The 20151-nt window shown below is 62.8% G+C and carries 18 protein-coding genes and 1 pseudogene; 13 read left to right on the plus strand and 6 right to left on the minus strand.

Annotated elements, in window-relative coordinates; genetic code table 11:
- Positions 1–633: 633 nt before the first annotated feature.
- Positions 634–993 (plus strand): DUF7079 family protein, encoded by a 360-nt coding sequence (locus tag RN02_RS32345; RefSeq protein WP_082033805.1) that lies wholly within the window; start codon positions 634–636, stop codon positions 991–993.
- Between the two features lie 433 nt (positions 994–1426).
- Positions 1427–1534: pseudogene (locus tag RN02_RS34705) on the plus strand (sigma factor-like helix-turn-helix DNA-binding protein); the annotation flags it as partial.
- 89 nt (positions 1535–1623) lie between these two features.
- On the opposite strand, the gene RN02_RS14730 reads toward RN02_RS34705, so the two are convergent.
- The 3 genes from RN02_RS14730 to RN02_RS14740 all read right to left on the minus strand — a co-directional run bounded on the left by RN02_RS14730 (position 1624) and on the right by RN02_RS14740 (position 3974).
- Complete coding sequence (locus RN02_RS14730) at positions 1624–2211, minus strand: flavin reductase family protein (RefSeq protein WP_043315094.1); 588 nt, start codon at positions 2209–2211, stop codon at positions 1624–1626.
- Positions 2212–2463: 252 nt separating this feature from the next.
- Entirely contained in the window at positions 2464–2997 is a 534-nt protein-coding gene (locus tag RN02_RS31685; protein WP_152623766.1) for a MarR family winged helix-turn-helix transcriptional regulator, read from the minus strand.
- A gap of 263 nt (positions 2998–3260) precedes the next feature.
- Positions 3261–3974 (minus strand): Crp/Fnr family transcriptional regulator, encoded by a 714-nt coding sequence (locus RN02_RS14740; protein WP_043315095.1) that lies wholly within the window; start codon positions 3972–3974, stop codon positions 3261–3263.
- A 34-nt stretch (positions 3975–4008) separates the two neighbouring features.
- On the opposite strand from RN02_RS14740, the gene RN02_RS14745 reads away from it, so the two are divergent.
- From RN02_RS14745 to RN02_RS14765, 5 genes are read left to right on the plus strand one after another with little or no spacing between them, the layout of a single operon-like run.
- The gene (locus RN02_RS14745) at positions 4009–5022 is read left to right on the plus strand and encodes an ABC transporter substrate-binding protein (protein WP_236695188.1); all 1014 of its coding nucleotides are present in this window, start codon (positions 4009–4011) and stop codon (positions 5020–5022) included.
- A 10-nt stretch (positions 5023–5032) separates the two neighbouring features.
- On the plus strand, positions 5033–5785 hold the full coding sequence (locus RN02_RS14750; protein ID WP_043315096.1) for an ABC transporter permease: 753 nt from the start codon (positions 5033–5035) through the stop codon (positions 5783–5785).
- Positions 5778–6467 (plus strand): ABC transporter ATP-binding protein, encoded by a 690-nt coding sequence (locus RN02_RS14755; RefSeq protein WP_043315097.1) that lies wholly within the window; start codon positions 5778–5780, stop codon positions 6465–6467. Before RN02_RS14750 ends, RN02_RS14755 begins: the two co-directional genes overlap by 8 nt.
- Positions 6464–6907 (plus strand): CopD family copper resistance protein, encoded by a 444-nt coding sequence (locus RN02_RS14760; RefSeq protein WP_043315098.1) that lies wholly within the window; start codon positions 6464–6466, stop codon positions 6905–6907. The genes RN02_RS14755 and RN02_RS14760 overlap by 4 nt, the downstream gene beginning before the upstream one ends.
- Before the next feature lie 28 nt (positions 6908–6935).
- Positions 6936–9050, plus strand: a complete 2115-nt coding sequence (locus RN02_RS14765) for a TonB-dependent receptor family protein (RefSeq protein ID WP_043315099.1) — start codon at positions 6936–6938, stop codon at positions 9048–9050.
- Here the strand turns inward: RN02_RS14765 and RN02_RS14770 are convergent.
- Positions 9047–10051 (minus strand): D-2-hydroxyacid dehydrogenase family protein, encoded by a 1005-nt coding sequence (locus RN02_RS14770; RefSeq protein WP_043267040.1) that lies wholly within the window; start codon positions 10049–10051, stop codon positions 9047–9049. The two genes, RN02_RS14765 and RN02_RS14770, sit on opposite strands and share 4 nt — an antisense overlap.
- Before the next feature lie 157 nt (positions 10052–10208).
- Here RN02_RS14770 and RN02_RS14775 point away from each other — a divergent pair, with 157 nt between their 5' ends.
- The 6 genes from RN02_RS14775 (at position 10209) to RN02_RS33265 (ending at position 16758) form a co-directional block, all read left to right on the plus strand.
- Entirely contained in the window at positions 10209–10829 is a 621-nt protein-coding gene (locus tag RN02_RS14775) for a LysE family translocator (protein WP_043315100.1), read from the plus strand.
- A gap of 441 nt (positions 10830–11270) precedes the next feature.
- Positions 11271–11888, plus strand: a complete 618-nt coding sequence (locus tag RN02_RS14780; protein ID WP_043315101.1) for a LysE family transporter — start codon at positions 11271–11273, stop codon at positions 11886–11888.
- A 114-nt stretch (positions 11889–12002) separates the two neighbouring features.
- A complete protein-coding gene (locus RN02_RS14785) occupies positions 12003–12512 on the plus strand; it encodes a sigma-70 family RNA polymerase sigma factor (RefSeq protein ID WP_043267035.1) in 510 nt (169 codons plus the stop codon).
- A gap of 5 nt (positions 12513–12517) precedes the next feature.
- Positions 12518–13504: a FecR domain-containing protein gene (locus RN02_RS14790; RefSeq protein WP_052267743.1), complete on the plus strand. Its 987-nt coding sequence runs from the start codon at positions 12518–12520 to the stop codon at positions 13502–13504.
- Between the two features lie 132 nt (positions 13505–13636).
- Positions 13637–16138 carry a TonB-dependent siderophore receptor gene (locus RN02_RS14795; protein ID WP_043315102.1) on the plus strand — a complete coding sequence of 834 codons (2502 nt, stop codon included), beginning with the start codon at positions 13637–13639 and terminating at the stop codon, positions 16136–16138.
- Between the two features lie 401 nt (positions 16139–16539).
- A complete protein-coding gene (locus tag RN02_RS33265; protein WP_152623767.1) occupies positions 16540–16758 on the plus strand; it encodes a hypothetical protein in 219 nt (72 codons plus the stop codon).
- Positions 16759–17125: 367 nt separating this feature from the next.
- Here RN02_RS33265 and RN02_RS33270 read toward each other — a convergent pair whose 3' ends face one another.
- Positions 17126–18376 carry a hypothetical protein gene (locus tag RN02_RS33270; protein ID WP_152623768.1) on the minus strand — a complete coding sequence of 417 codons (1251 nt, stop codon included), beginning with the start codon at positions 18374–18376 and terminating at the stop codon, positions 17126–17128.
- A 24-nt stretch (positions 18377–18400) separates the two neighbouring features.
- Positions 18401–19804: a trypsin-like serine peptidase gene (locus tag RN02_RS33275; RefSeq protein ID WP_152623769.1), complete on the minus strand. Its 1404-nt coding sequence runs from the start codon at positions 19802–19804 to the stop codon at positions 18401–18403.
- Between the last annotated feature and the right edge of the window lie 347 nt (positions 19805–20151).

Genomic DNA, 20151 nt, shown 5'->3' on the forward strand with positions numbered 1-20151 from the left:
TGGACGAGCATCATCTGTACATATGGCAATCTTGGTTTGGGCAGCAAGGCCTGAGCCATCTAATCTCCTGAGAAACATCATCGTTAAGGGTTTGCGCGGAGGCGTAGCTATGGATGGCCAACTTGGATGGTCCTTCAAGGAATTCTTGGCGGGTACCCAACCTCTATGGAAGTCGTTCTGGCTCTTCTACTTGCCATGCATGGCATTAGGAGTGGGGACTACAGCCCTGGTACTCGCTTTCTGGGGAGCCACTGAGCAGGGAATACAGGCCCTGGTGTGGCTCTTCACTATGCCTGTATCCATTGGGCCGCCTGTTGTAGCGATTTCCTCGCTTTTGCCTCTCACACTAGCGTTGGCTGCGGGATCGATTGGGGTGTGGAGATGCGCGCCAAATGCTAGTGCCAAAACTACTTCGACCATTGCTCGCTACGTCATAGTGCTTATAGCGGCCTGGACACTCCTAAAGATCACACGGGCAGCATACGGATTGATGCACATTTGGTGAGACGATCATCAAGACCTCCTTCATCATCGTCAGCCTCCACCCAATAGCGGACGTTTGCTGGGCGCTACGTCCAGCGTCCTTCAGATATCCTGTCTCTCACCTGCAAAGCATCCATTTGAGAGCGAGTCGTGCCCACGATTGACCAAAGACGCCTGAAAGTATGGCAAGCCCTTTCCGAACTGTTCCTGGACACCGAGATCGATGACCGGACTTTCGCCTACGTGGCGCAGACCATCATGGACAGCGGATATTCACTGGAAGACATTCAAACCATCCTCTGGGGAGAGGTTTTTCCAGTCCTTGAGGCGAACTTGCGAAGCATCGCGGGCGAATGGGCGGGGTGGACGGATGATTGGCTACTGGAACATCTCAATGTGTACGAAGGGCCCGTACCTCCAGCAAGAGTTGGCAGCGTTGCCGCAGAAATCAGCCGTTGCTGGGAAGAGGTAGCGTCCCGGCTCCCATCCACGTTTCATTCATCCCCCTGAGCCAAAATCTGTCTGCTTTGGGTCGGAAGCTGCCGTTCGTTCAGCGCTGTTATCGTCCCATTGCAGCCATTCGTGAGTGACGGCAAGAAAAGGGATTTATTTAAATCACTCTAATCCTAATAACCAAGACAGCTTTAGAGTAGGAAAATCTGGTCCCTTTCTTTTAGGGCAAGGTATCGAGGCGCAATCGCGTCGAATGGGTACACGCGGAGGGGGCCAGGTAGACCCTGCACGATTTGCAGCTCTCCATGGACGGTTCGCTTTAACGAAGGCGTTCGCTTGTCCACGTGCGGTGTGCCTGCGCTGGCGGGCACGGCGCCGTCCCTCTGCAACTGACGGCAAGGGGCCAATCGCGCCCGGAGCCTACCGTCGTGAGCTGTAGCCTTGCCTTTGCTTATCGATCGCTTTGATTGCTGCTTGCCGCAGCGGGCCGGTACGCAGCGCGTTCCTGCTGTCGCGGCTGGAGGGGTTGGGCTACCAGGAGATCGCCGAGCGCCTGGGCATGAGCCTGAGCTCGGTGGAGCAATCCCTGATCCTCGCCGCCAGCAGCCGAAAGGTCGAACACAGCGCCATGAATGCCGGCGCCTGGACACGCGGCCAGCCGCAGCGCATCAGCCATGCGCCGCAGCCCTAAGCGGTTTCCTCGATATCCACGTGTACTGATTTGCCGGTGACGTAGAACTGGCCACCTGTCGTGTAGTGCAGGCTGCGCCATGCCGCGTCCGCCTGATCGAATTTCCATCGGCCATTTTCGAAGGCTCGCGTGTCGGACCAGGCGGCGAAAACCTCGCCAATGAAAAGGTCGTAGTTGTGCTGAATGTGCGGCTCGCGAATGAGCCGGCAGGCAAGCCAGGCAGAGCATCCCGCCACAAGTGGCACTGCACATCCGTCCTGCTCGAACAATTCGACACCAGCATGCTTGAGCTTGTGCTCGTCACCGTGCCGGCTGGTCGTGCCAACGCGATAGACCAGCTCAACCTGTGCAGCCGTCGGGATCTGGATGGAGAAGACGCCGCTTTGCTCGATCAGGGAGCGGGTAAAAGCCCCCTTCGCCAAGACCACCGTGAGTTTGCCGGGGTCATAGTCCAACGCTGTTGCCCAGGATGCAGACATCACGTTGCTGACGCCGGCATGACGTCCGCCAACCAGGACGGTAGGGCCATGGTTGAGCGTGCGGTACGCCTTGGCCAATTCAATGGGGGCAATGTAGCGATTCATGCGCGGGTCCTCTGTTGTTCTATCTCTCAGGCAGCGTCAGCTCAGCGTCAGTGGCGGCGCAGGCACGCATCGTGTCAGGGTGGCAATTATCATGTATGACTCATGCATATGAGTCAATCAGTAAAAAACGAACGAAAATTGGCTGAGGGAGATCACCGACGGCAGTCGATAGTGTCGGGAAACGCCGGCAAGGCTGTTCGGCAGGGTGGCGATGCCCGTCGAGATGGATTCGGGGGGCTGACGATTTGCGAGTTAGCGTTGGCGCAGACTTTCAGGAAGGCACGAGGCTGCTTCGATCCTGGGGCACAGGCTGCCGCAACTTGACTCGTCGCACAGTGCGCAGACCTGATAAGAGTCCAGTTCGTTTCTGACATTGCCCGCAATGACCTCCCGCGAGAGCCCGGCCAGCGTGGAAAGCTGATCGGAGGACAGCACGGAAAGGAAACTGTCGGCCGTGTCCTGACGCACCTGCAGAATGGCTGCGGCCACATCCCGGCCTTTGGCCGTGATCCTCAGCCCCACTTGCTTCTTCTGGTCCTTGGGAAGCCTTTCGACCAATGCGTCGGCTTCCAGGCGATCCACCAAGCGAACGGCGGCCGAATGCGTCAGTTCCAGGACGTTGGCCAGCCAGCCGATGTTGAAGGTCTGGCAGTTCTGGATGGAGACCAGTGCAGCCAACTCGGAGAGCGGCCTATTGAAGCGCCCCCGCAGCGCCGAAGAGATCAACTGATCGAGGCGCCAGGCGAAAGCGGATATTTGATTCAGCGAGTCGAGAGGACTGCTCATGGCCGATACTGGGGTGTGGGAGTCATGGGGCGGATCATAGCAGGTAGCGATGCCCACCATTGGCCGCAGGCTTTTGCCATGGCGCAACGTCCGCTGGCTGAAGGAGCGGCAGCCCGGACAATCGGGCCCCTTGAACCGGTTTCGAATTCGTCAGGCCCAGTCAGGTTCCGGCGTGGACGAGCCCATTGAACGGCTTTGCGCCGTCCTGGAACCGTCCTCGCCGCATGGCAATGTCAGGTGCAGGCGAGCACAAGCCGCCCCCCTCAGAAAGAGCGTACCGCCGGGCTGGCCAGTTCCTGCAGGTAGGTGAGGTCGCACAGCCGCCATTGCCGGAGGCGGCCCTGGATGCGCCCCGCCTGCTGCCAGTCGGAGAGCAGACGGCTGAGGGATTCCGGGCGAATGCCCAGGTGGGTGGCGAGTTGGCGCTGGCTGATCGGCAGCATCAGGCTTTCGCCCTGGCGACGGTGCAGGCCCAGCAGGTAGGCGGCCAGGCGCTGGGAGGCGGAGCTGGCGGTCAGCCAGTCGACCTCGTTGACCTGGCGGTAGAGACGCAGGCTGAGGCTCTCCAGCATGCGCATGGCCAATGGCGGATGGCCCTCGCAGGCCTTGTGCAGCGCGTTGCGGCTCAGTCGGAAGAATTCGCCGCTACCCTGGCAGCGGGCGTTCATCGGGTAACGGCCGTGGGGCATGAACATGGCCGCCTCGGCGATCAGCTGACCTTCGCGGAACAGCTGGAAGACACGCTCTTCGCCGTCGCAGGTGAAGCGCAGCATTTCCACGCAGCCACGCCGCACCAGCAGGAAGTGCTCGGCGGGGTCGCCTTCGCGGAACAGCAGTTTGCCGCCCTCGGCGCGCAGCGGGCTGGCCGATTCGCACAGGCTGGCCATGAGGTCCTGCGGCAGGTCGGCGAAGAGGGGGATGGCGCCCAGCAATCGCAGGCATTCGCCGCGATCTGGCGCGAACTTAACATTTGTCATTCGTGGCGGGCGTGCGGGCTGCAATGATCTGCGAATGAAGATAAGTCTTATTCGCAAGTCAATCAATCGAAGGCTCCCCCGCCTGCTCCTTTCTTTCGTTCTGGCGGCCGGCGCCTGCCTGCAGGCGCCCGTCGGCACAGCCAGGGAAGCGGTGCTGCGGCTGGGCGGCCCCGGCGCCGTGGTGAGCTTCCCGTTGCTGCACATGGTGGAGAGCGGCGCTCTGCAGCAGTACGCCGAGCGCGTCGAGTTCCGCCTCTGGCAGAACCCCGATCAGTTGCGCGTGCTGCTGGCCAAGAACGAACTCGACTACAGCGCCGCCCCGGTGAACCTGCCGGCGCTGATGGCCGGGCGCGGGCAGCCCGTGCGGCTGCTCAACGTCTCGGTGTGGGGAATCATCTGGCTGGTGAGCCGCGACCCCCAGGTGAAGGGTTTCGCCGACCTGGCCGGCAAGGAGGTGGTGCTGCCGTTCCAGCGCGACCTGCCGGCGATCCTGGTCGATGAATTGCTGCTCAGCCACGGCCTGAAGCCGGGCAGGGACCTGACGCTGCGCCCGGTCCGCGATGGCCAGGACGCCCAGGCGCTGCTGCTGGCAGGCCGCGCCGATCATGCCCTGCTGGTGGAGCCGGCGGTGTCCCTGCTGCTTTGGCGCAACCGCAGCCAGGGCGGGGCGCCGCTGTACCGCGTGCAAAGCCTGGCGAGCGCTTGGCGGCAGGCCTTCCCGCAGCAGGCCGAACTGCCTCAGGCAGGGCTGATGAGCAGCCCGCAGCGCGCCGAGGACGGCGAACTGGCGCGGGCGGTGGATGCCGCCTACGCCGAGTCCGCCCGTTGGTGCAGCGCGCACCCGCGGGCCTGCGCGGAGCTGGTCCATCGGCACCTGCCGCACCTGCCGGTGGAGGCGCTGGAAGAGTCCATCCACGTCACGCGCCTGGAGAGTGTTTCCGCCAGCGCGGCGCGCGGACCGCTGGAGGCGCTGTTCGGGCTGATCGCCAAGCGCCATCCACAGGCAATCGGGGGTGCCCTGCCGCCCGCCAGCTTCTATGGGCCCTGAGATGAGACCCATGACTTCCCGACGCTGGGCCTTGCTGGGCGGCGCGCTTCTGCTGGTAGGCTGGCAGCTGCTGGCGCTGCGCCTGGGCCCGCTGCTCATGGCGACGCCATGGCAGACGCTGCAAGCCATGGTCCGCCTGCCTTTCGAGGCCGACTTCCGCCTCAATGCCGGCGCCAGTCTGCTGCGTATCGTCCTGGGCGTCGGCCTGGGCTGCCTGCTGGGCTTCTGCCTGGGGCTGCTGGCCGGGCTCGACGCCCGTGTGCGCGGTCTGCTGGAGCCGCTGCGCTGGCTGCTGATGTCGGTGCCGCCGGTGGTGGTCGTGGTGCTGGCGATGCTCTGGGTCGGGCTCGGTTCGGCCATGGTGGTGCTGATCAGTGTGCTGATGCTGGCGCCGGGCATGTACGTGAACACCGTCAAGGGCATGCAGATGGTCGACCGCGGCCTGCTGGAGATGGCGCGGGTCTACCGCTTCAGCCCCTGGCAGAAGCTGCGGCGGCTCTATATCCCGTCACTCACCGCGCCGCTGGGCGCGGCGCTGCTGATCGCCACCTGCGGCGGCGTGCGCCTGGTGGTGATGGCCGAAGTGCTGGGCGCGGAAAGTGGCGCCGGTTTCGCGCTGGCCAATGCGCGCAGCACCTTCGATAGCGCCGGGCTGTATGCCTGGACGCTGCTGATCCTGCTGCTGGTCGCCGCGCTGGAGTTTCTTCTGCTGCAGCCGCTGCAGCGGCGCATGGGCCGTTGGCAGGAGGCCGCCCATGCTTGAGTGGCACGGCGTCGATCTGGTGCTGGGCGAGCGTCGGGTGTTTGCCGATGCCTCCCTGCGCCTGCTGCCCGGCGAGCGGGTCGGCATTCTCGGGCCCAGCGGCGCCGGCAAGAGCAGCCTGCTGCGCTTGGCTGCCGGCCTTCTGAAGCCCCGTCGGGGGTGGGTGGAGAATGGCTTCCGCCATCCCGTGCTGGCCTTCCAGGAGCCGCGCCTGCTGCCCTGGTGCCGGGTCGCGGAGAACCTGGAAATCCCCCTGCGGGCGAGCGGCCTCGAGCGTGCGGCTGCGCGGCGGATGGCCAGCCACTGGCTGGAACGTGTCGGCCTCGCCGGGCACGAGCGCACCTGGCCGCATCAACTGTCCGGCGGCATGGCCCAGCGCGTTGCCCTGGCGCGCGCGTTCTCGATCGAGCCGGACCTGCTGCTGCTCGACGAGCCATTCAGCGCGCTGGACCCGGCCCTGCGTGAATCCCTGCTCGATCTCTGCCGCGACTGGCTCGCCAGCTCGGGCGCGGCGCTGCTCTGCGTCAGCCACCATCCGGCCGAGCTGATCGGCCTGGTGGAGCGCTTCGTGCTGGTCAACGACGGCGCGTTGCAGCCCTTCGACCTCACCGGATACGCCGCCGACCAGGCGGCGACGGTGCTGCATCAGACCCTGCTGGCCCTGGAGGCACCCGCGTCATGATCTATCCCATCCTGCTGACCCTGCACCTGTTCGCCGCGCTGATGTTCGTCGGCACGGTGTTCTTCGAGGTGCTGATCTTCGAAAGCGTGCGCAAGCACGTGCCGGCCGCGGTGATGCGCCAGGTGGAGCAGGGCATCGGCAAGCGTGCGCGGCGGCTGATGCCCTGGGTGCTGCTGGTGCTGTTCGGCGCCGGCCTGGGCATGGTCTGGACGCGCTACCTGCCGCTGCTGGCGGACCCGCTGGCATCGTCCTTCGGCACCTTGCTGAGCCTGAAGATCCTGCTCGCCCTGAGCGTGCTCGGGCACTTCTTCAGCGCCATGTTCCTGCTCCACAGCGGGCGCATGAATTCGACGTATTTCCGCCGAATCCACCTGAGCGTCTTCAGCCACATGGTCGGCATCGTGCTGCTGGCCAAGGGCATGTTCTACCTGAGCTGGTAAGCCAGATTTCGTGCAGACGGAGCTTGTCATGAGTCGTTGTCCTTCCCCCAAACGCCATTTTTCCTCGAAACTTTCACTTCCCCTGCTGGCCCTCGGCCTGCTGCCACTGGCGGTGGCGGCGGAGGACCGCCTCGAGCTGGAGCCGATGCAGATCAGCGAAAAAAGCCTCGCGCCGGTCAGCCAGTCCGCGCAGGCCGAGCGCCAGCGCCTGGCCCGCGTACCGGGCGGCACCAACCTCGCCGAGCCGCAACAGGAGACACGCCTGGCGACCCTGCGCGATGCGCTGGACTACCAGCCCGGCCTGGTGATCCAGGACTTCTTCGGCGGCACCGACCAGCCGCGCCTGAACATCCGGGGTTCGGGCATCCAGAGCAATCCGGTCAACCGCGGCGTGCTGCTGCTGCAGGACGGGCTGCCGCTCAATGAGGCCGACGGTTCCTTCATCATCGGCCTGCTGGAGCCGCGTAATGCGTCGTGGATCAGTGCCCGTCGCGGCGCCAACGCCGGCAGCCCCGGCGCCACCGCGCTGGGTGGCGAGCTGGAGTTCAACTCGCTGACCGGCGCCGACGAAGCCGGACGCGTCCGCCTGGAGGCCGGCAGCTTCGGCCGCCAGGGCCTGCAGGCTGCCGCCGGGCTGGATGAGGGGCGGTACGATGGACGGGTGAGCGTCAGCCACGACGAGTACGACGGCTATCGCCACCACTCCGCTTCCCATCGCACCCTGATGCAGAGCAACTTCGGCCTGGACCTGGGCAACGGCGTACAGAATCGCAGCTACCTGTCCTACAGCGACCTGACTTTCGAGATTCCCAACGTCATCACCAAGGCGCGCCTGAAGGACGATCCGCGCAGCGTGCTGGGCGACGGCAACACGCCGCAGGACCGCCTGCTCAACGTCTACCAGCGTGACCCGCACCGCGATACCCAGCAACTGCGGCTGGCCAACCGTACGCAGTGGAGCGGGGCGGGCTGGCAGCAGAGCTTCGGCATCTACGGGCAGAACACCCAGGACGATTTCACCGATCCGCTCAGCCACACCCTGACCGACAGCGACACGCTCGGTGCGCAATGGCTGCTCGAAGGCGAGCAGCGCCTGTTCGGCTACCGCCTGGGCGCCAGTTGGTCCTACAGCGACATGACCCGCGAGCTGTATGCCAACAACCCCCAGAACGGAAGCCGCATGCAGCGTTTCGGCAACTTCGACCTCACGGCCTCCAACCTCGATCTGCTGCTTGGCCTGGACTGGAACCTGGCGGCGGACTGGACCCTGGTGACCGAGGTGAAGTGGAGCGACGTCAGCCGCGATGCGGATTCGCGCGATGGCGCCGGCCATCTCGACCAGGGCTGGAACTTCGCCACGCCGAAGATCGGCCTGAACTGGACGCCCAGCCCGGACCTGCGCTGGTACGCCAACATCAGCCGCAGCCACGAAGCGCCGACGTTCTGGGAAATCGTTTCCGCCGAAGTCTCGCCCGCAGCCCCGGCGACGGCGCAGGCGCAGCTGGTCGACCTCGACGTGCAGCGCGCTACCACCTACGAGATCGGCGGCGCCGGTCGCATCGCCCGCACCGACTGGAGCCTGACGCTGTACCAGAGCGACGTGGAAGACGAGCTGATCTCCACCAGCGACGCCTACGGGGTGAAGGTGGGAACCTACAACTACGGCTCGCGCACCCGCCACCGCGGCGTCGAAGCAGGGCTCAACGGCTTGCTGCCGACGGCATCCAGCATCGGCGGCGACCTGGCCTACCGGGTGGCGTGGACCTTCAGCGACTTCCGCTTCCGCGGCGGCGAGTTCCAGGGCAACCGGATCGCCGGCGTGCCGCGCCAGCTCTGGTCGGCCGAGCTGCTCTACCGGCGCGGGCCGTGGAGCGTCGGGCCCAACCTGCGCTGGCTGCCCCAGGACACCCCGACCGACCACGCCAACACCCGCAACAACTATCAGGACGCTTACGCGCTCTGGGGCCTCAAGGCCGCCTACAAGGCGCGCGAGGGCCTGAGTGTGTACGTGCAGGGCGACAACCTGGCGGACAAGACCTATGCCAGCAGCTATGTGATCCGCAACCGCGCCGATGCCAGCCAGCCGACCTTTCTCAGCGGCAACGGGCGCAGCCTGACCGTGGGGGCGGAATACGCTTTCTAGAGACGGTTGCTCCCAGCCTGCTCGCCACGCCGCACCGCCAGCGCCTGCGGGTTCGCAACGTTCTTCGGCTTGCCTTCGAAGAAGGCCAGCACATTGTCGAAGGCATCGCCGAAGTACAGCTCATAGCCGTTCTTCTCCACGTACCCCAGGTGCGGGGTGCAGAGCGCGCGCGGGTGGTTCAGCAGGGGATTGTCGGGGGCGAGCAGGGGTTCCTGTTCGTAGACGTCCACGGCCGCGTAGCCGGGGCGTCCGGCGTCCAGGGCCTGGAGCAATGCGCCGGGGGCGATCAGCTCGGCGCGGCTGATGTTCACCAGCAGGGCGGTGCTTTTCATCCGCGTGAGGTCGGCGAGGGTGACGCCATGGCGCGTGCGTTCGGACAGGCGCAGGTTGAGGCTGAGGATGTCCGCTTCGGCGAAGAAGGCTTCGCGAGAGGTCGCTGCCTGATGGCCGTCGGCCGTGGCGGCCGCCCGGCTGCCTTCGCTGCCCCAGACCAGCACCGGCATGTCGAACGCCTGGGCGTAGCGCGCCAGGCGCCGGCCGATCTTGCCGTAGCCCCAGATACCCAGCGTTTGCCCGGCCAGTGCCTGGCCCACATTGACCTGCCAGTGGCCCGCCTTGAACGCTTCGATGGCCGGTACCAGTTGTCGACGCGCATCGAGGATGAGCGCCCAGGCCAGTTCGGCGGGCGCCACGGGCGAGCCGCGGCCTTCGGTCACGACGATGCCGCGTTCGGTGCAGGCGTCGAGGTCGAGATGGCCCGAGACCTTGCCCGTCTGGCTGATCAGCTTGAGTTTCGGCAGCCTGTCGAGCAGCGCGGCATCGATGCGTGTGCGTTCGCGGGTGAGCACCAGGGCGTCGGCGTCGGCGAACCGCGTCGCCAGTTCGTCCGGCGACGCCGGGCCCAGGTCGTGGATCAGGCTGACCTCGTGCCCGGCCAGGCGGGCGAAGCAGTCGAGCGTCTGGATGGCGTGTTGGTAGTCGTCGGGGATGACGATGTGCATGTGGGTTCGGTCCCTGCGGTCATGTGAGCGACCTCGGGACGATAGCCGATTTCCGGGGGGATTTCGTGGGTGGCCACTTCCGGCCCGGAGCGTGGACCTTGCCATCAGCGCGCCTGTGCTAATGTGCGCGCACCCCACCTCCAGGTCCCGAATGCCCATGTCCACCGCCGACAGCCTGCTTGCCTTTACCTTCGCTGCCACATTGCTGGCGCTGACTCCCGGCCTGGATACCGCCCTGGTGCTCCGGACGGCCGCGGTGGAAGGCAAGCGGGAAGGGCTGCGCGCCGCGCTGGGGATCAACACCGGCTGCCTGCTGTGGGGCGCCGCCGTCGCTTTCGGGCTGGGGGCGTTGATCGCCGTGTCCGAGCTGGCCTTCAACGCGCTGAAGTACTGCGGCGCCGCCTACCTGGCATGGCTCGGGTTGAACCTGCTGCTGCGGCCGCGGCATAGCCTGGCACCAGTCGAAACCCGGGGCAGGTCGGAAACCAACTGGTTCCTCAAGGGCATGCTGGGCAACCTGCTGAACCCCAAGGTCGGTGTCTTCTACGTCTCGTTCCTGCCCCAGTTCATCCCGCAGGGCCAGCCCCTGGTGGCCTGGACCTTCGGCCTGGTCGGCATCCACGTGGCGATAGGTCTGCTCTGGTCGCTGGCCCTCATCGGCGCGACGCGGCCACTGGCGGGTGTGCTGCGTCGCGAAAAGGTCATCAAGTGGATGGACAGGACGACGGGCACGGTCTTTCTCCTGTTCGCCGCGCGGCTGGCGCTGAGCCGGCGTTGAGGCTCGCCGCACCAAAGATGGCGTTATCCGCCGAATCGCGGACGGAGTCCGCTCCTACAAGGTAGCCGGGAAGCACGGCATTCCTCCCCCGTAGGAGCGGACCTTGTCCGCGATAGCCGGAGGTATCGGCGCGGTTCGCGGATGAGATCCGCTACGTAGTCCCACCCGCGCCATTCCCCCGTAGGATGGGTTGAGCGAAGCGATACCCATCACCAATGGCAGCATGGGTTTCGCAGGCTCAACCCATCCTACGAAGAGCGCCTCGGCGAGTGGCTCTTACGTTCCCCGTCCGCGATGGGGCTCACCGGCCACGCCGAACGTCCCGGTAGCATGGCCTGCTTTCGAACCACGGTTGCGGCGGGCCTTGCGGTCGGATGCTCTGCGCAACCGGTGATAGACTGGGCCGTTTCAGCGCCCCTGCCTGGCCAAGGAGATTCATCCATGTTCGGAGTGACCGATTACGGCGCGTTCCTCGTTGCGTTCATCGTTCTGCTGGCCATTCCCGGGCCGGGTAACTTCGCGCTGATCACTGCTACCGGCAAGGGCGGCATCAAGGCCGGGCTGGCGGCGACCTGCGGCGTGATCCTGGGCGATCAGGTGTTGTTGTGGATGGCGGTGGCGGGCGTAGCGACCTTGCTGGCCACTTACCCCGCGGCCTTCCACGCGGTGCAATGGCTGGGCGCCGCCTACCTGGCGTGGCTGGGGCTGCGGATGCTGTTGAGCAAGCCGGGCAGCACGCCCCGCAAGAGCAGCATGCAAAGTGGCCATTACCTGCGCCAGACCATGCTGATCACGCTGCTGAACCCCAAGGCGATCGTGTTCTACATGGCCTTCCTGCCGCTGTTCATCGACCCGGTGAGTCACCAGGGGCTGGTGACCTTCGCCTTCATGGCGGTGACCGTGGCGGTGGTGACCTTCCTCTACGGCCTGGCGGCCGTCCTGCTGACCCACAAACTGGCCGAGCGCATGCGGGCCAATCCGCGCGTCGCCAATCTGCTGGAGCGCCTGGCTGGGGCCTGCCTGCTGGGGTTCGGCATCAAGCTGGCGGCAATACGCTAGGCACCGGCCAGCGCAGGTGTCCGGCATTCGCCAGGTGCTCGGGAGAATTGCGCCGGGCAGGGCAAATCCAGTATTGTTGAGAACGATTATCATGTTTAACAAGACTGGACGTCCATGGACCGCGAGCAGGCATTCGAACGGGATGTTGAACGGCTCTACATTGCCCACCACGGCTGGCTGAAGGGCTGGCTGCAGCGCCGCCTGGGCGGGCATGCCGATGCCGAGGACCTGGCCCAGGACACCTTCGTGCGCGTGATGCGTTCGCGCAGCCCCCTTGCCGACCTGCGCCAGCCGCTGGCCTACCTCGCCACCATCGCCAATAGCCTGCTGGTCAACCGTTGGCGGCGCCAGGCGGTGGAGCGTGCCTACCTGGAGGCGCTGGCCGCGCGTCCGGAGCGGGTGGCGCCTTCCGAAGAAGAGCGCCTGCTGCTGATCGAAGCGCTGGTGGAGGTGGATGAACTGCTGCACGGCCTCGCTGCGCAGGTGCGGGAGATCTTCCTGATGTCGCAGCTCGACGGCCTGACCTACCCGCAGATCGCCGCGCACCTGGGCCTGAGCGTCAACCAGGTGCAAAAGGCCATGGGCAAGGCCTTCGCTGCCTGCTACGCCAGCCGCTTCGAGTGAGTGCCATGTCCTGCGATACCGACTCCCGTCCCATTCCCGCGCTCATCCGCGACCAAGCCATCGCCTGGTTCACCCTGGCCCAGTCGGGCTGCATGAGCGATGCCGAGCAGCGCCAGTTGCTGAACTGGCGCGAGGCGAGCAGCGAGCACGAGCGCGCCTGGCAGCGCCTGAGCAGCATTCCGCTCAGCCTGCAGCGCCACGCCGGCCCGCTGGCCGACCCACTGGCGCGGCAACTGGCCGGGCGCCGCCACTACAGCGAGCTGGACCGGCGCAAGGCGCTCAAGGTGCTGGTCGGCTTCGGCCTGCTCGGCGGGCTTGCCTGGCAGGGGCGCGACAGCCACTGGGTGCAAGGCGCCATGGCCGACTACCACACCGGCACCGGTGAACGCCGCCAGCGGACGCTGCCCGATGGCACGCGCCTCTGGCTCAATACCGCCACGGCAGTCGATGTGCGTTACACCGACAGCGCGCGCGAGTTGCACCTGCGCTATGGCGAAATCGAGATTCTCACCGCCAGCGATGCCGCGGGGCGGCCGTTCCGTGTGGTCAGCCAGGAGGCGGTGCTGCAGCCCCTGGGGACGCGCTTCCGCGTCCGGCGGGAGAACGACGGGCAGGGCACCTTCCTGGCGGTCACCCAGGGGCGCGTCGCCGCCAGTTCCCTGGCGGGCGATGCGCCGACTGTGATCGAGGCGGGCTGGCAGGCGCGCATCGGCGCGGCTGGCGTGGGCGCGCCGCAGACGCTGGAGGTGAACGAGGGCGCCTGGGTCGATGGCTACCTGATCGCCGAGCGCATGCGCCTGGCGGACTTCCTCGCCGAGCTGGATCGCTATCGTCCCGGCCTGCTGCGTTGCGACCCGGCGGTGGCGGACATCCGCCTGAGCGGTTCCTACCCGCTGGGCGACACCGACCAGGTGCTGGCCATGCTGGCGGACAGCCTGCCGGTCAGGGTCCAGCGGCGTACCCGCTACTGGGTGACGGTAGGCCCTCGCTGAGGCGGATAGCCCCTCCAGCGTGGCGATGAAAATAATTCTCAGAAAAGTGGCAGGTTTTCGTTTCTCGCTTGGCCTGGGGAGAAATCCCTGCTCGCACACGCGGGCCCACAACGAGAAACGGACCCTCTGCCCATGACGCTTCACCCCATCGCTCGCGCTCTGCGCCAATCGCTCGGTTTGGCCATGCTCTCCTGTTCCGCGCTCGCCCTGCTGCCGGCCTTGCCGGCGCAGGCCGAATCCACGGCCACGCGGACCCAGCAATACGCCATTCCCGCCGGCCCGCTGGACCAGGTGCTGGGCGAGTTCGGCCGGCGCGCGGGCATTCCGATCTCGGTGAACGCCGGGCTGACCGAAGGCAAGCGCAGCGCCGGGCTCAACGGCGAGTACAGCATCGAGGACGGCTTCGCCCGCATCCTTTCCGGCACGCAGCTGAGCGTGCGGCGCCTGGGCAACGGCGGTTACGGCCTGGTGCCGGCGCCGCAGTCCGGCGCGGTGCTGGAGATGGGCGCCACGACCGTCTCCAGCCAGCAGCTTGACCCGACCACCGAGGGCACCCAGTCCTATTCGGCCCGCGCGGTGACCATCGGCAAGGGCGCGCATACGCTGCGCGAAACGCCGCAGGCGGTGACCGTCCTGACCCGCCAGTACATGGATGACCGCAACATCACCACCATCGACCAGGCCATGGAGAAGACCCCGGGCATCACCGTGTACGAGTCGCCCATGGGCGGCAAGTACTTCTACTCCCGCGGCTTCATGATGCAGGGGCAGTACCAGTACGACGGCGTGCCGCTGGATGTCGGCGGCGAATACGTCCAGGCCAACAGTTTCTCCGGCGACATGGCCTTCTACGACCGCGTCGAGGTGCTCAAGGGGGCGGCGGGCATGATGAAAGGCTCGGGCAGCTCCACCGGCGGGGTCAACTTCGTGCGCAAGCGTGGCCAGAGCACACCGACCACCCACCTGACGCTCTCGGCGGGCTCCTGGGACAACTACCGCGGCCAGGTCGACAGCGGCGGCCCGCTCAACGAGTCCGGCACGCTGCGCGGGCGCACCGTGGTGGCGCTGCAGGACCGGCAGTATTTCTATGACCTGGGCAAGCGCAAGGACCAGGTCCTCTACGGCGCCCTGGACTACGACGTTACGCCGGACACCACCGTCGGGCTGGGCGTCGCCTACGAGCGGCTCGATGCCAGGCCCTGCTGGCACGGCCTGCCGCGCTACAGCGACGGCTCGGACCTGAAGCTCAGCCGCTCGACCTGCCTGGGGGCGTCCTGGAACAGTTGGGACAGCGAGCGCACCACCGTCTTCGCCGACCTGTCCCACCAGCTGAACGAGGACTGGGCCTTCAAGTCCGCCGGTGTCTGGACGCACAACGACCAGGACATCAAGTACGCCCTGTCCGAGACGCCGGGCGGCGTTACCCCGGGCGCGACCACGGCGCCTTCCTCGGTCTACTCCGGGTTGTTCGACTACGATCAGACCGACTACGGCTTCGATGCCTACCTGGACGGAAAATTCGATGCCTTCGGCCTGCAGCACGAGCTGATCGTCGGTGCCAACGCCAGCCGCGCACAAACCCATGACCATTGGGCGCTGATCAACATGACCGGGCTGCTCGGCGTCTCCCAGGACCCCTTCAACCCCAACCCGCACATGCCCGAGCCGGCGGATAGCTTCTACGCCCCCAACTCCTACCGGGGCGGCCCGGTTCCCACCGAGTCCGACACCCGGCAGTTCGGCACCTACGCCACGCTTCGGCTGAAGCTGGCCGAGCCTCTGACCTTCGTCCTCGGCTCCCGCGTCAGCTGGTACCGCAACAACCGCGACTCCTACACCCAGGCCTGGGACTACTGGCAGCATGACAAGAGCCAGGAGAACGGCCAGGTCACGCCCTTCGCGGCGCTCATCTATGACCTGAACGAGGAATGGTCCGTGTACACCAGCTACGCGGATATCTTCCAGCCCCAGAGCACCTACACCGACGAATCCGGCAGCCCTCTGCAGCCCAAGACCGGCGGCAGCTACGAAGTCGGGATCAAGGGTGAGCTGATGGACGGCCGCGTCAACACCGCCTTCAACCTCTTCCGCACGATCGAAGAGCACCGGGCCGAGGCGAACTACGACAGCACCTGCCCCGGCTCTTCGGACGGCTACTGCTATAGCGACGCGGGCAAGGTACGGGCGCAGGGCTTCGAAGCGGAAATCAGCGGCGAGGTGATCGACAGGCTGCAGGTGCTGGCCGGTTATACCTACACCCAGACCAAATACCTCGAGAGCGCGGACGACAACCCGCAGGAAACGGCCTTCGCGGTCACCTATTTCCCGCGCCACCTGTTCCGCGCCTGGGCCGACTACCAACTGGCCGGCGAACTGGATCGGTGGAGCGTGGGCGCCGGCGTTACGACGCAGAGCGACACCTCTGCCACGTCGTCCGGCGTGAAGTCGGTGCAGTCCGGCTACGCCATCTGGAGCGGCCGCCTGGGCTACCGCATCGACGATCACTGGTCGGTCGCCCTCAACGGCAACAACCTGTTCGACAAGAAGTACTACCAGAGCGTGGGGGCCATTTCCTGGGGCAACTTCTACGGCGAACCGCGTAACTTCATGGTCACGCTGCAGGGGGCGTTCTGACATCGGCTTCTCTGCAAGGCGCCTCGCATTGGGGGGCGCCTTTCACAGGCAGGACGAGTTGTGGCCGTGTACCTGCTGCCAATGCCCGCGAGCCTGGCGCGCAAGACGTCAGGTTCGGCCCTCCGGCAACTGGGCAAGCTGTCCCGATTCCGCCGTAGCCAGGCTCTGTGGTCGCAGGAACGGAAGTTCGCTTCTGATCGATAAAGGAAGGTTGTTCATGGAGATGAGCCATGGTCACTGGCAGCCTACAACCCGAAGTGGCTGACCACCCCTGACCGCTAACGGCCAGGAGAGGGCATTGAGTACACAATATGGGAACCGGCGCTACCGCTCTATCTTGTTACTTGCAATGTTTCGAGCACGAGAGTGAAGGCAAGCTCGGCACCGGTAAGGCGTCGATCATGCTCAATGGCACCACGAAAGGCGAGATGCCGAGCACCTGGTTGACAGCCTCGTACCAAGTTGGCCTTCTGATCGATCTGCTCCACGAGAAGCCCCCCTATTCAGGCTGTGTGAAAACCTCCGGATCGGTCCAGCTGGTTAAAAAACAACCTGGATTTCGCGTTTCTACGCGGATTCTGGGTTGGCTGAATAGCCAAGCCTTTTCAGATTTCACGTAGGAACGCACTCTTCGAAGAGCCGCTCGGGTTTTCACACAGCCTGTATTGAGGGGGCTTTTTTGTTTTTGGGCGTCCAAACTTGCCTCATACCGCTGCTCGTAGCGACCATAGGTGGGCTGGTGGTACGCGTGATCGTGCTGAGAATGGGTAGCTCTCGGGCGCATAGGACGGTACCGCCGGCACCAAGCGTCGGTCGAGCGATGGAGAACCTTACCCAGTTTGAAATATATGTGATCGAGTTCTGGCAGCAACTGAGCGACCAGAGGCTCGAGGACGCGTGGCGGATCCTGGAGATATTCGCGCAGTCAGCAAAATAAAGAGGAGGGGAATGAAGCACCCTTTGAATTGGGCGCTTCGTTTGATGCAGCTAATTTCCCAGGCTTGCTAAGGGAGGCAGGTCTTCGAAACCTCCGATACCTGCTTCCTTGATTGCTGATTTCGCTACGGCGCGGGCAATAGCTAGCTTCTTAATCGCAATTTCTGCTTTCGTGCGCGCCTGGGCTTTTGCGTTTTCAGAGGCAGCTTGATAAGCAGCAACTGCATCACTTGCTGCTGTATATGAAGTTACATATGCGTCATATTTTGTAGACGCGGTAGACAGTGCCGTTTCCTTTGCTGCCAGCCTTGCAGACTGATCTGTTGCCTTCATGATTTCATCTCCGACGAATCGTGAGATCTCATCTTTTTGGCTACTAGCGGCTTCGCCAAGGTACTTAAGTAAAGTGTGAGGTTTCTTTGTTTCAGTGATGAGGGCACGTGCATTAACTGGGTAAACATACTCATCTGTTTTTATTTTCTCAGGTGAGGCGGGCTTGTCAATGACGTCTGGGAGTGGAACCCAAGGTTGTATTTTGTCAATGACTGAATTGCTTGTAAGGCCCCCTGGCACCATGTCTTCCTGTTTTATCTCTAGGGTTGCAAAAGGCTTCGGTTGTCCAGGAATGGTCAAATCAACTTTCAGAAGAAAGTCACGTGCTTTATTGAATCTCCAGCTATCATCACTAATGAATTTAGGGTAGTACCATGCGCGAGGGGTGAAATGAAAAAATGACGGGCTGTTTTTTGAGTCACGAAACTCTATCAAAGCTTCGAGGTAAAGAAGGGGTTCGCCTATGAGTCCTGTGGTTTTGTAAACGACAGCGTTGTCGTAGTTTGGGAAAGGATTTTTGAAGTCCTTTGTGAGCTCGTTGAAAGCTTTCTTGGAAAGGTTTGCCGGCGCAAACGACTTTCCAATAACGACAATCATGCACTGCTGCTCAGGGTTAGGCTTGATGTCTCCCTCCTTTGTCCATATAGCAAAGGCCTCCATTCGTCCATCACCGTCTAAAGTGTATTCCTCATTGCGGGAAAGATAACTCGATATTTTATCAAGGGTTGCCTCTGTTACCTTTTGTCCTATGCTCGCAGCAATTGTAGCACCGACAGTTGCAAGAACGGCGCTCTCTTTCTTGGACTCTTTGGAGGGGCAGGTGGGGTTGAATCCGACTCGTAGCTGAGTTGGTGCCTCTATCGAAGGGCCTGAAGATGTAGGTGAAGAGCTGTTAGTTGGACCCGATGCGCATCCAAACAGTAGCGAGGTTACAGTTAGGGTAAATATTGAACTGTGGCTGGCTGGCATTTTGAACAACTCCTTTTTGTCGTGTTACGGAGATTCTTGAATTAAACTCCTGACCTTGTCGTTAATATATGTCCCACCATTCATCTGCAGCTCATGTGGAAGACTGCAGTCGCTATAGTCGTCGGCTGAGTCTCCAATGTGTGTGCCGGCTAAGGCGAGAATGTTGGGTTGGATAAAGAAAATGGGGGCGCCGCTTCCGCCCGGAGTGGCGCTGCAAGTATGAGAGAAGCAGCCTGACTCCTTGCTAAGAATGATGCATGACGGATTGATGCTTTGCACAAACCCTGATTTGAATATTTTAGGTAAAACTAAAGAAGAAAATGGGAACTGTGAGATTTGTACTAAGGGGGTCGGATTGATTTCGGGCGAGCTTTTGCTTGGCGTTTTTAGTTCGCTGGGCGGCGGAATGGTTATCGCGGTCGGTGAGAAATTTCCGGGTGCTATTCTTGCGATCACTTGATCGTCCTTGGCAAGTTTTGGCTCTTTTGAGAGTGCATTTTTTTCAAGAATTGAGCAAATCTGGTAGGTGTTATTTTCGTAGGCGGGCTGGAACCAGAGGTTGGCCTGGCTTTCTTTTTGGACTTGCTGATTTAAGGAGTCAAAACAGTGGCGCGCAGTCAGAATTTTGCCTTGCCTGCCAATCAATAAAGCAGTGCAGATTGGATTGACTCCATCATAAATCGTTCCGATTGATTTAAGTATGGCGTGAGATTGTGCAAATCTAGATTCTTCAGCCGGAATATAGCAACTGGTGAGAATTTCTCGTGTCACATCAATAAAATCTAGGATTTTTTGCTTCTGAGATGAGGTGAACTCGGAGGGAAAATTATTGGTTTTTAGGTAGTTGATCGTGCCGATGAAAAGCTCCTTGCTTGAGTAAATTATGCTGCGCGCAGTTTTGTAATTTTCAGTTGTGTAGTTGTCGCAGCTTTCGTTTGGCGAGACTATGGTGTCAATGGTTTTTTTAGATATGTCTGGATAGAGCTCTAGTACAGTAGATTTTATTTTGTTGTCAGGCATTGTTTTGTAAGGGTACAAAGGGTTATTAGGGTTAAATTCCGCAAGCCAGCTCTCGGAGCTTGAGATGATCTCAGTGGGCTGTCGGAAATGGCGAGCATAACGCACGCCACCCCCTGTTGCTGAAGGCTGAGCAAGCCTTTGATCAGAAAAAGATGAAAGACGGAGCTCATTGGCACTGATCAGTGATGAGACGCTAACGTTACGTATCGTTGGACTTGGGTTTGAACCAGCTGAACGGGTCAGGTTTACTGGTGACTGTTCCTCGAAGGTAACCCAAGGTAGGAGCGTCTCTGTTGCAAGGGATGCAATAGTTGCCTTAGGGCAACTGAACTGAGCTGCGAGGGAAGCTGCCGGAATATAAGCAGCAATAAAGACCAGTCTCAAAAGATACGTCTGTTTGCGCATCATCTTGCCTCCCTGCATAGAGCGGGTGGAGCTATTGGTCTAGGACCGCTCGGAGTGGATCGCTACCTCCCTAACGGCCCTTTACCAAAGCAAAGATCACGGCATGGCAAAATGCAACTGCCCGTAGATGTAGCGCTGGCCGTACTCTGATACAGGTGCCTGAGGCGCCGCGGCATTGTCTGGTCACCTTCGGTGAGTTTGTGCTGCTTTCCGGTTTCGGGGCCCGCTACCTGGTGACAAGCCCGTTTAGTTGCACTACTGTCCGGCACGCCTCATGCTATTAACAGCTGCCCCTGACGCAGGTTGATCTCGCGTATTCGCTCCTGCCGTCGTCGGTAACGTTCGGCCTC

The sequence above is a fragment of the Pseudomonas sp. PI1 genome, assembly GCF_000812405.1.
In the GTDB taxonomy this organism is placed as follows: domain Bacteria; phylum Pseudomonadota; class Gammaproteobacteria; order Pseudomonadales; family Pseudomonadaceae; genus Pseudomonas; species Pseudomonas citronellolis.

Bases quoted from the DNA above. Each gene is read 5' to 3' on its own strand.
- RN02_RS14790 (WP_052267743.1), top strand. From the start codon at position 12,518: ATGTCCTGCGATACCGACTCCCGTCCCATTCCCGCGCTCATCCGCGAC.
- RN02_RS14730 (WP_043315094.1), bottom strand. From the start codon at position 2,211: ATGAATCGCTACATTGCCCCCATTGAATTGGCCAAGGCGTACCGCACG.
- RN02_RS14740 (WP_043315095.1), bottom strand. From the start codon at position 3,974: ATGACAAATGTTAAGTTCGCGCCAGATCGCGGCGAATGCCTGCGATTG.
- RN02_RS14745 (WP_236695188.1), top strand. From the start codon at position 4,009: ATGAAGATAAGTCTTATTCGCAAGTCAATCAATCGAAGGCTCCCCCGC.
- RN02_RS14755 (WP_043315097.1), top strand. From the start codon at position 5,778: ATGCTTGAGTGGCACGGCGTCGATCTGGTGCTGGGCGAGCGTCGGGTG.
- RN02_RS14795 (WP_043315102.1), top strand. From the start codon at position 13,637: ATGACGCTTCACCCCATCGCTCGCGCTCTGCGCCAATCGCTCGGTTTG.
- RN02_RS14760 (WP_043315098.1), top strand. From the start codon at position 6,464: ATGATCTATCCCATCCTGCTGACCCTGCACCTGTTCGCCGCGCTGATG.
- RN02_RS31685 (WP_152623766.1), bottom strand. From the start codon at position 2,997: ATGAGCAGTCCTCTCGACTCGCTGAATCAAATATCCGCTTTCGCCTGG.
- RN02_RS33265 (WP_152623767.1), top strand. From the start codon at position 16,540: ATGCTCAATGGCACCACGAAAGGCGAGATGCCGAGCACCTGGTTGACA.
- RN02_RS14750 (WP_043315096.1), top strand. From the start codon at position 5,033: ATGACTTCCCGACGCTGGGCCTTGCTGGGCGGCGCGCTTCTGCTGGTA.
- RN02_RS14765 (WP_043315099.1), top strand. From the start codon at position 6,936: ATGAGTCGTTGTCCTTCCCCCAAACGCCATTTTTCCTCGAAACTTTCA.
- RN02_RS14775 (WP_043315100.1), top strand. From the start codon at position 10,209: ATGTCCACCGCCGACAGCCTGCTTGCCTTTACCTTCGCTGCCACATTG.
- RN02_RS14780 (WP_043315101.1), top strand. From the start codon at position 11,271: ATGTTCGGAGTGACCGATTACGGCGCGTTCCTCGTTGCGTTCATCGTT.
- RN02_RS14785 (WP_043267035.1), top strand. From the start codon at position 12,003: ATGGACCGCGAGCAGGCATTCGAACGGGATGTTGAACGGCTCTACATT.
- RN02_RS33270 (WP_152623768.1), bottom strand. From the start codon at position 18,376: ATGCCAGCCAGCCACAGTTCAATATTTACCCTAACTGTAACCTCGCTA.
- RN02_RS33275 (WP_152623769.1), bottom strand. From the start codon at position 19,804: ATGATGCGCAAACAGACGTATCTTTTGAGACTGGTCTTTATTGCTGCT.
- RN02_RS14770 (WP_043267040.1), bottom strand. From the start codon at position 10,051: ATGCACATCGTCATCCCCGACGACTACCAACACGCCATCCAGACGCTC.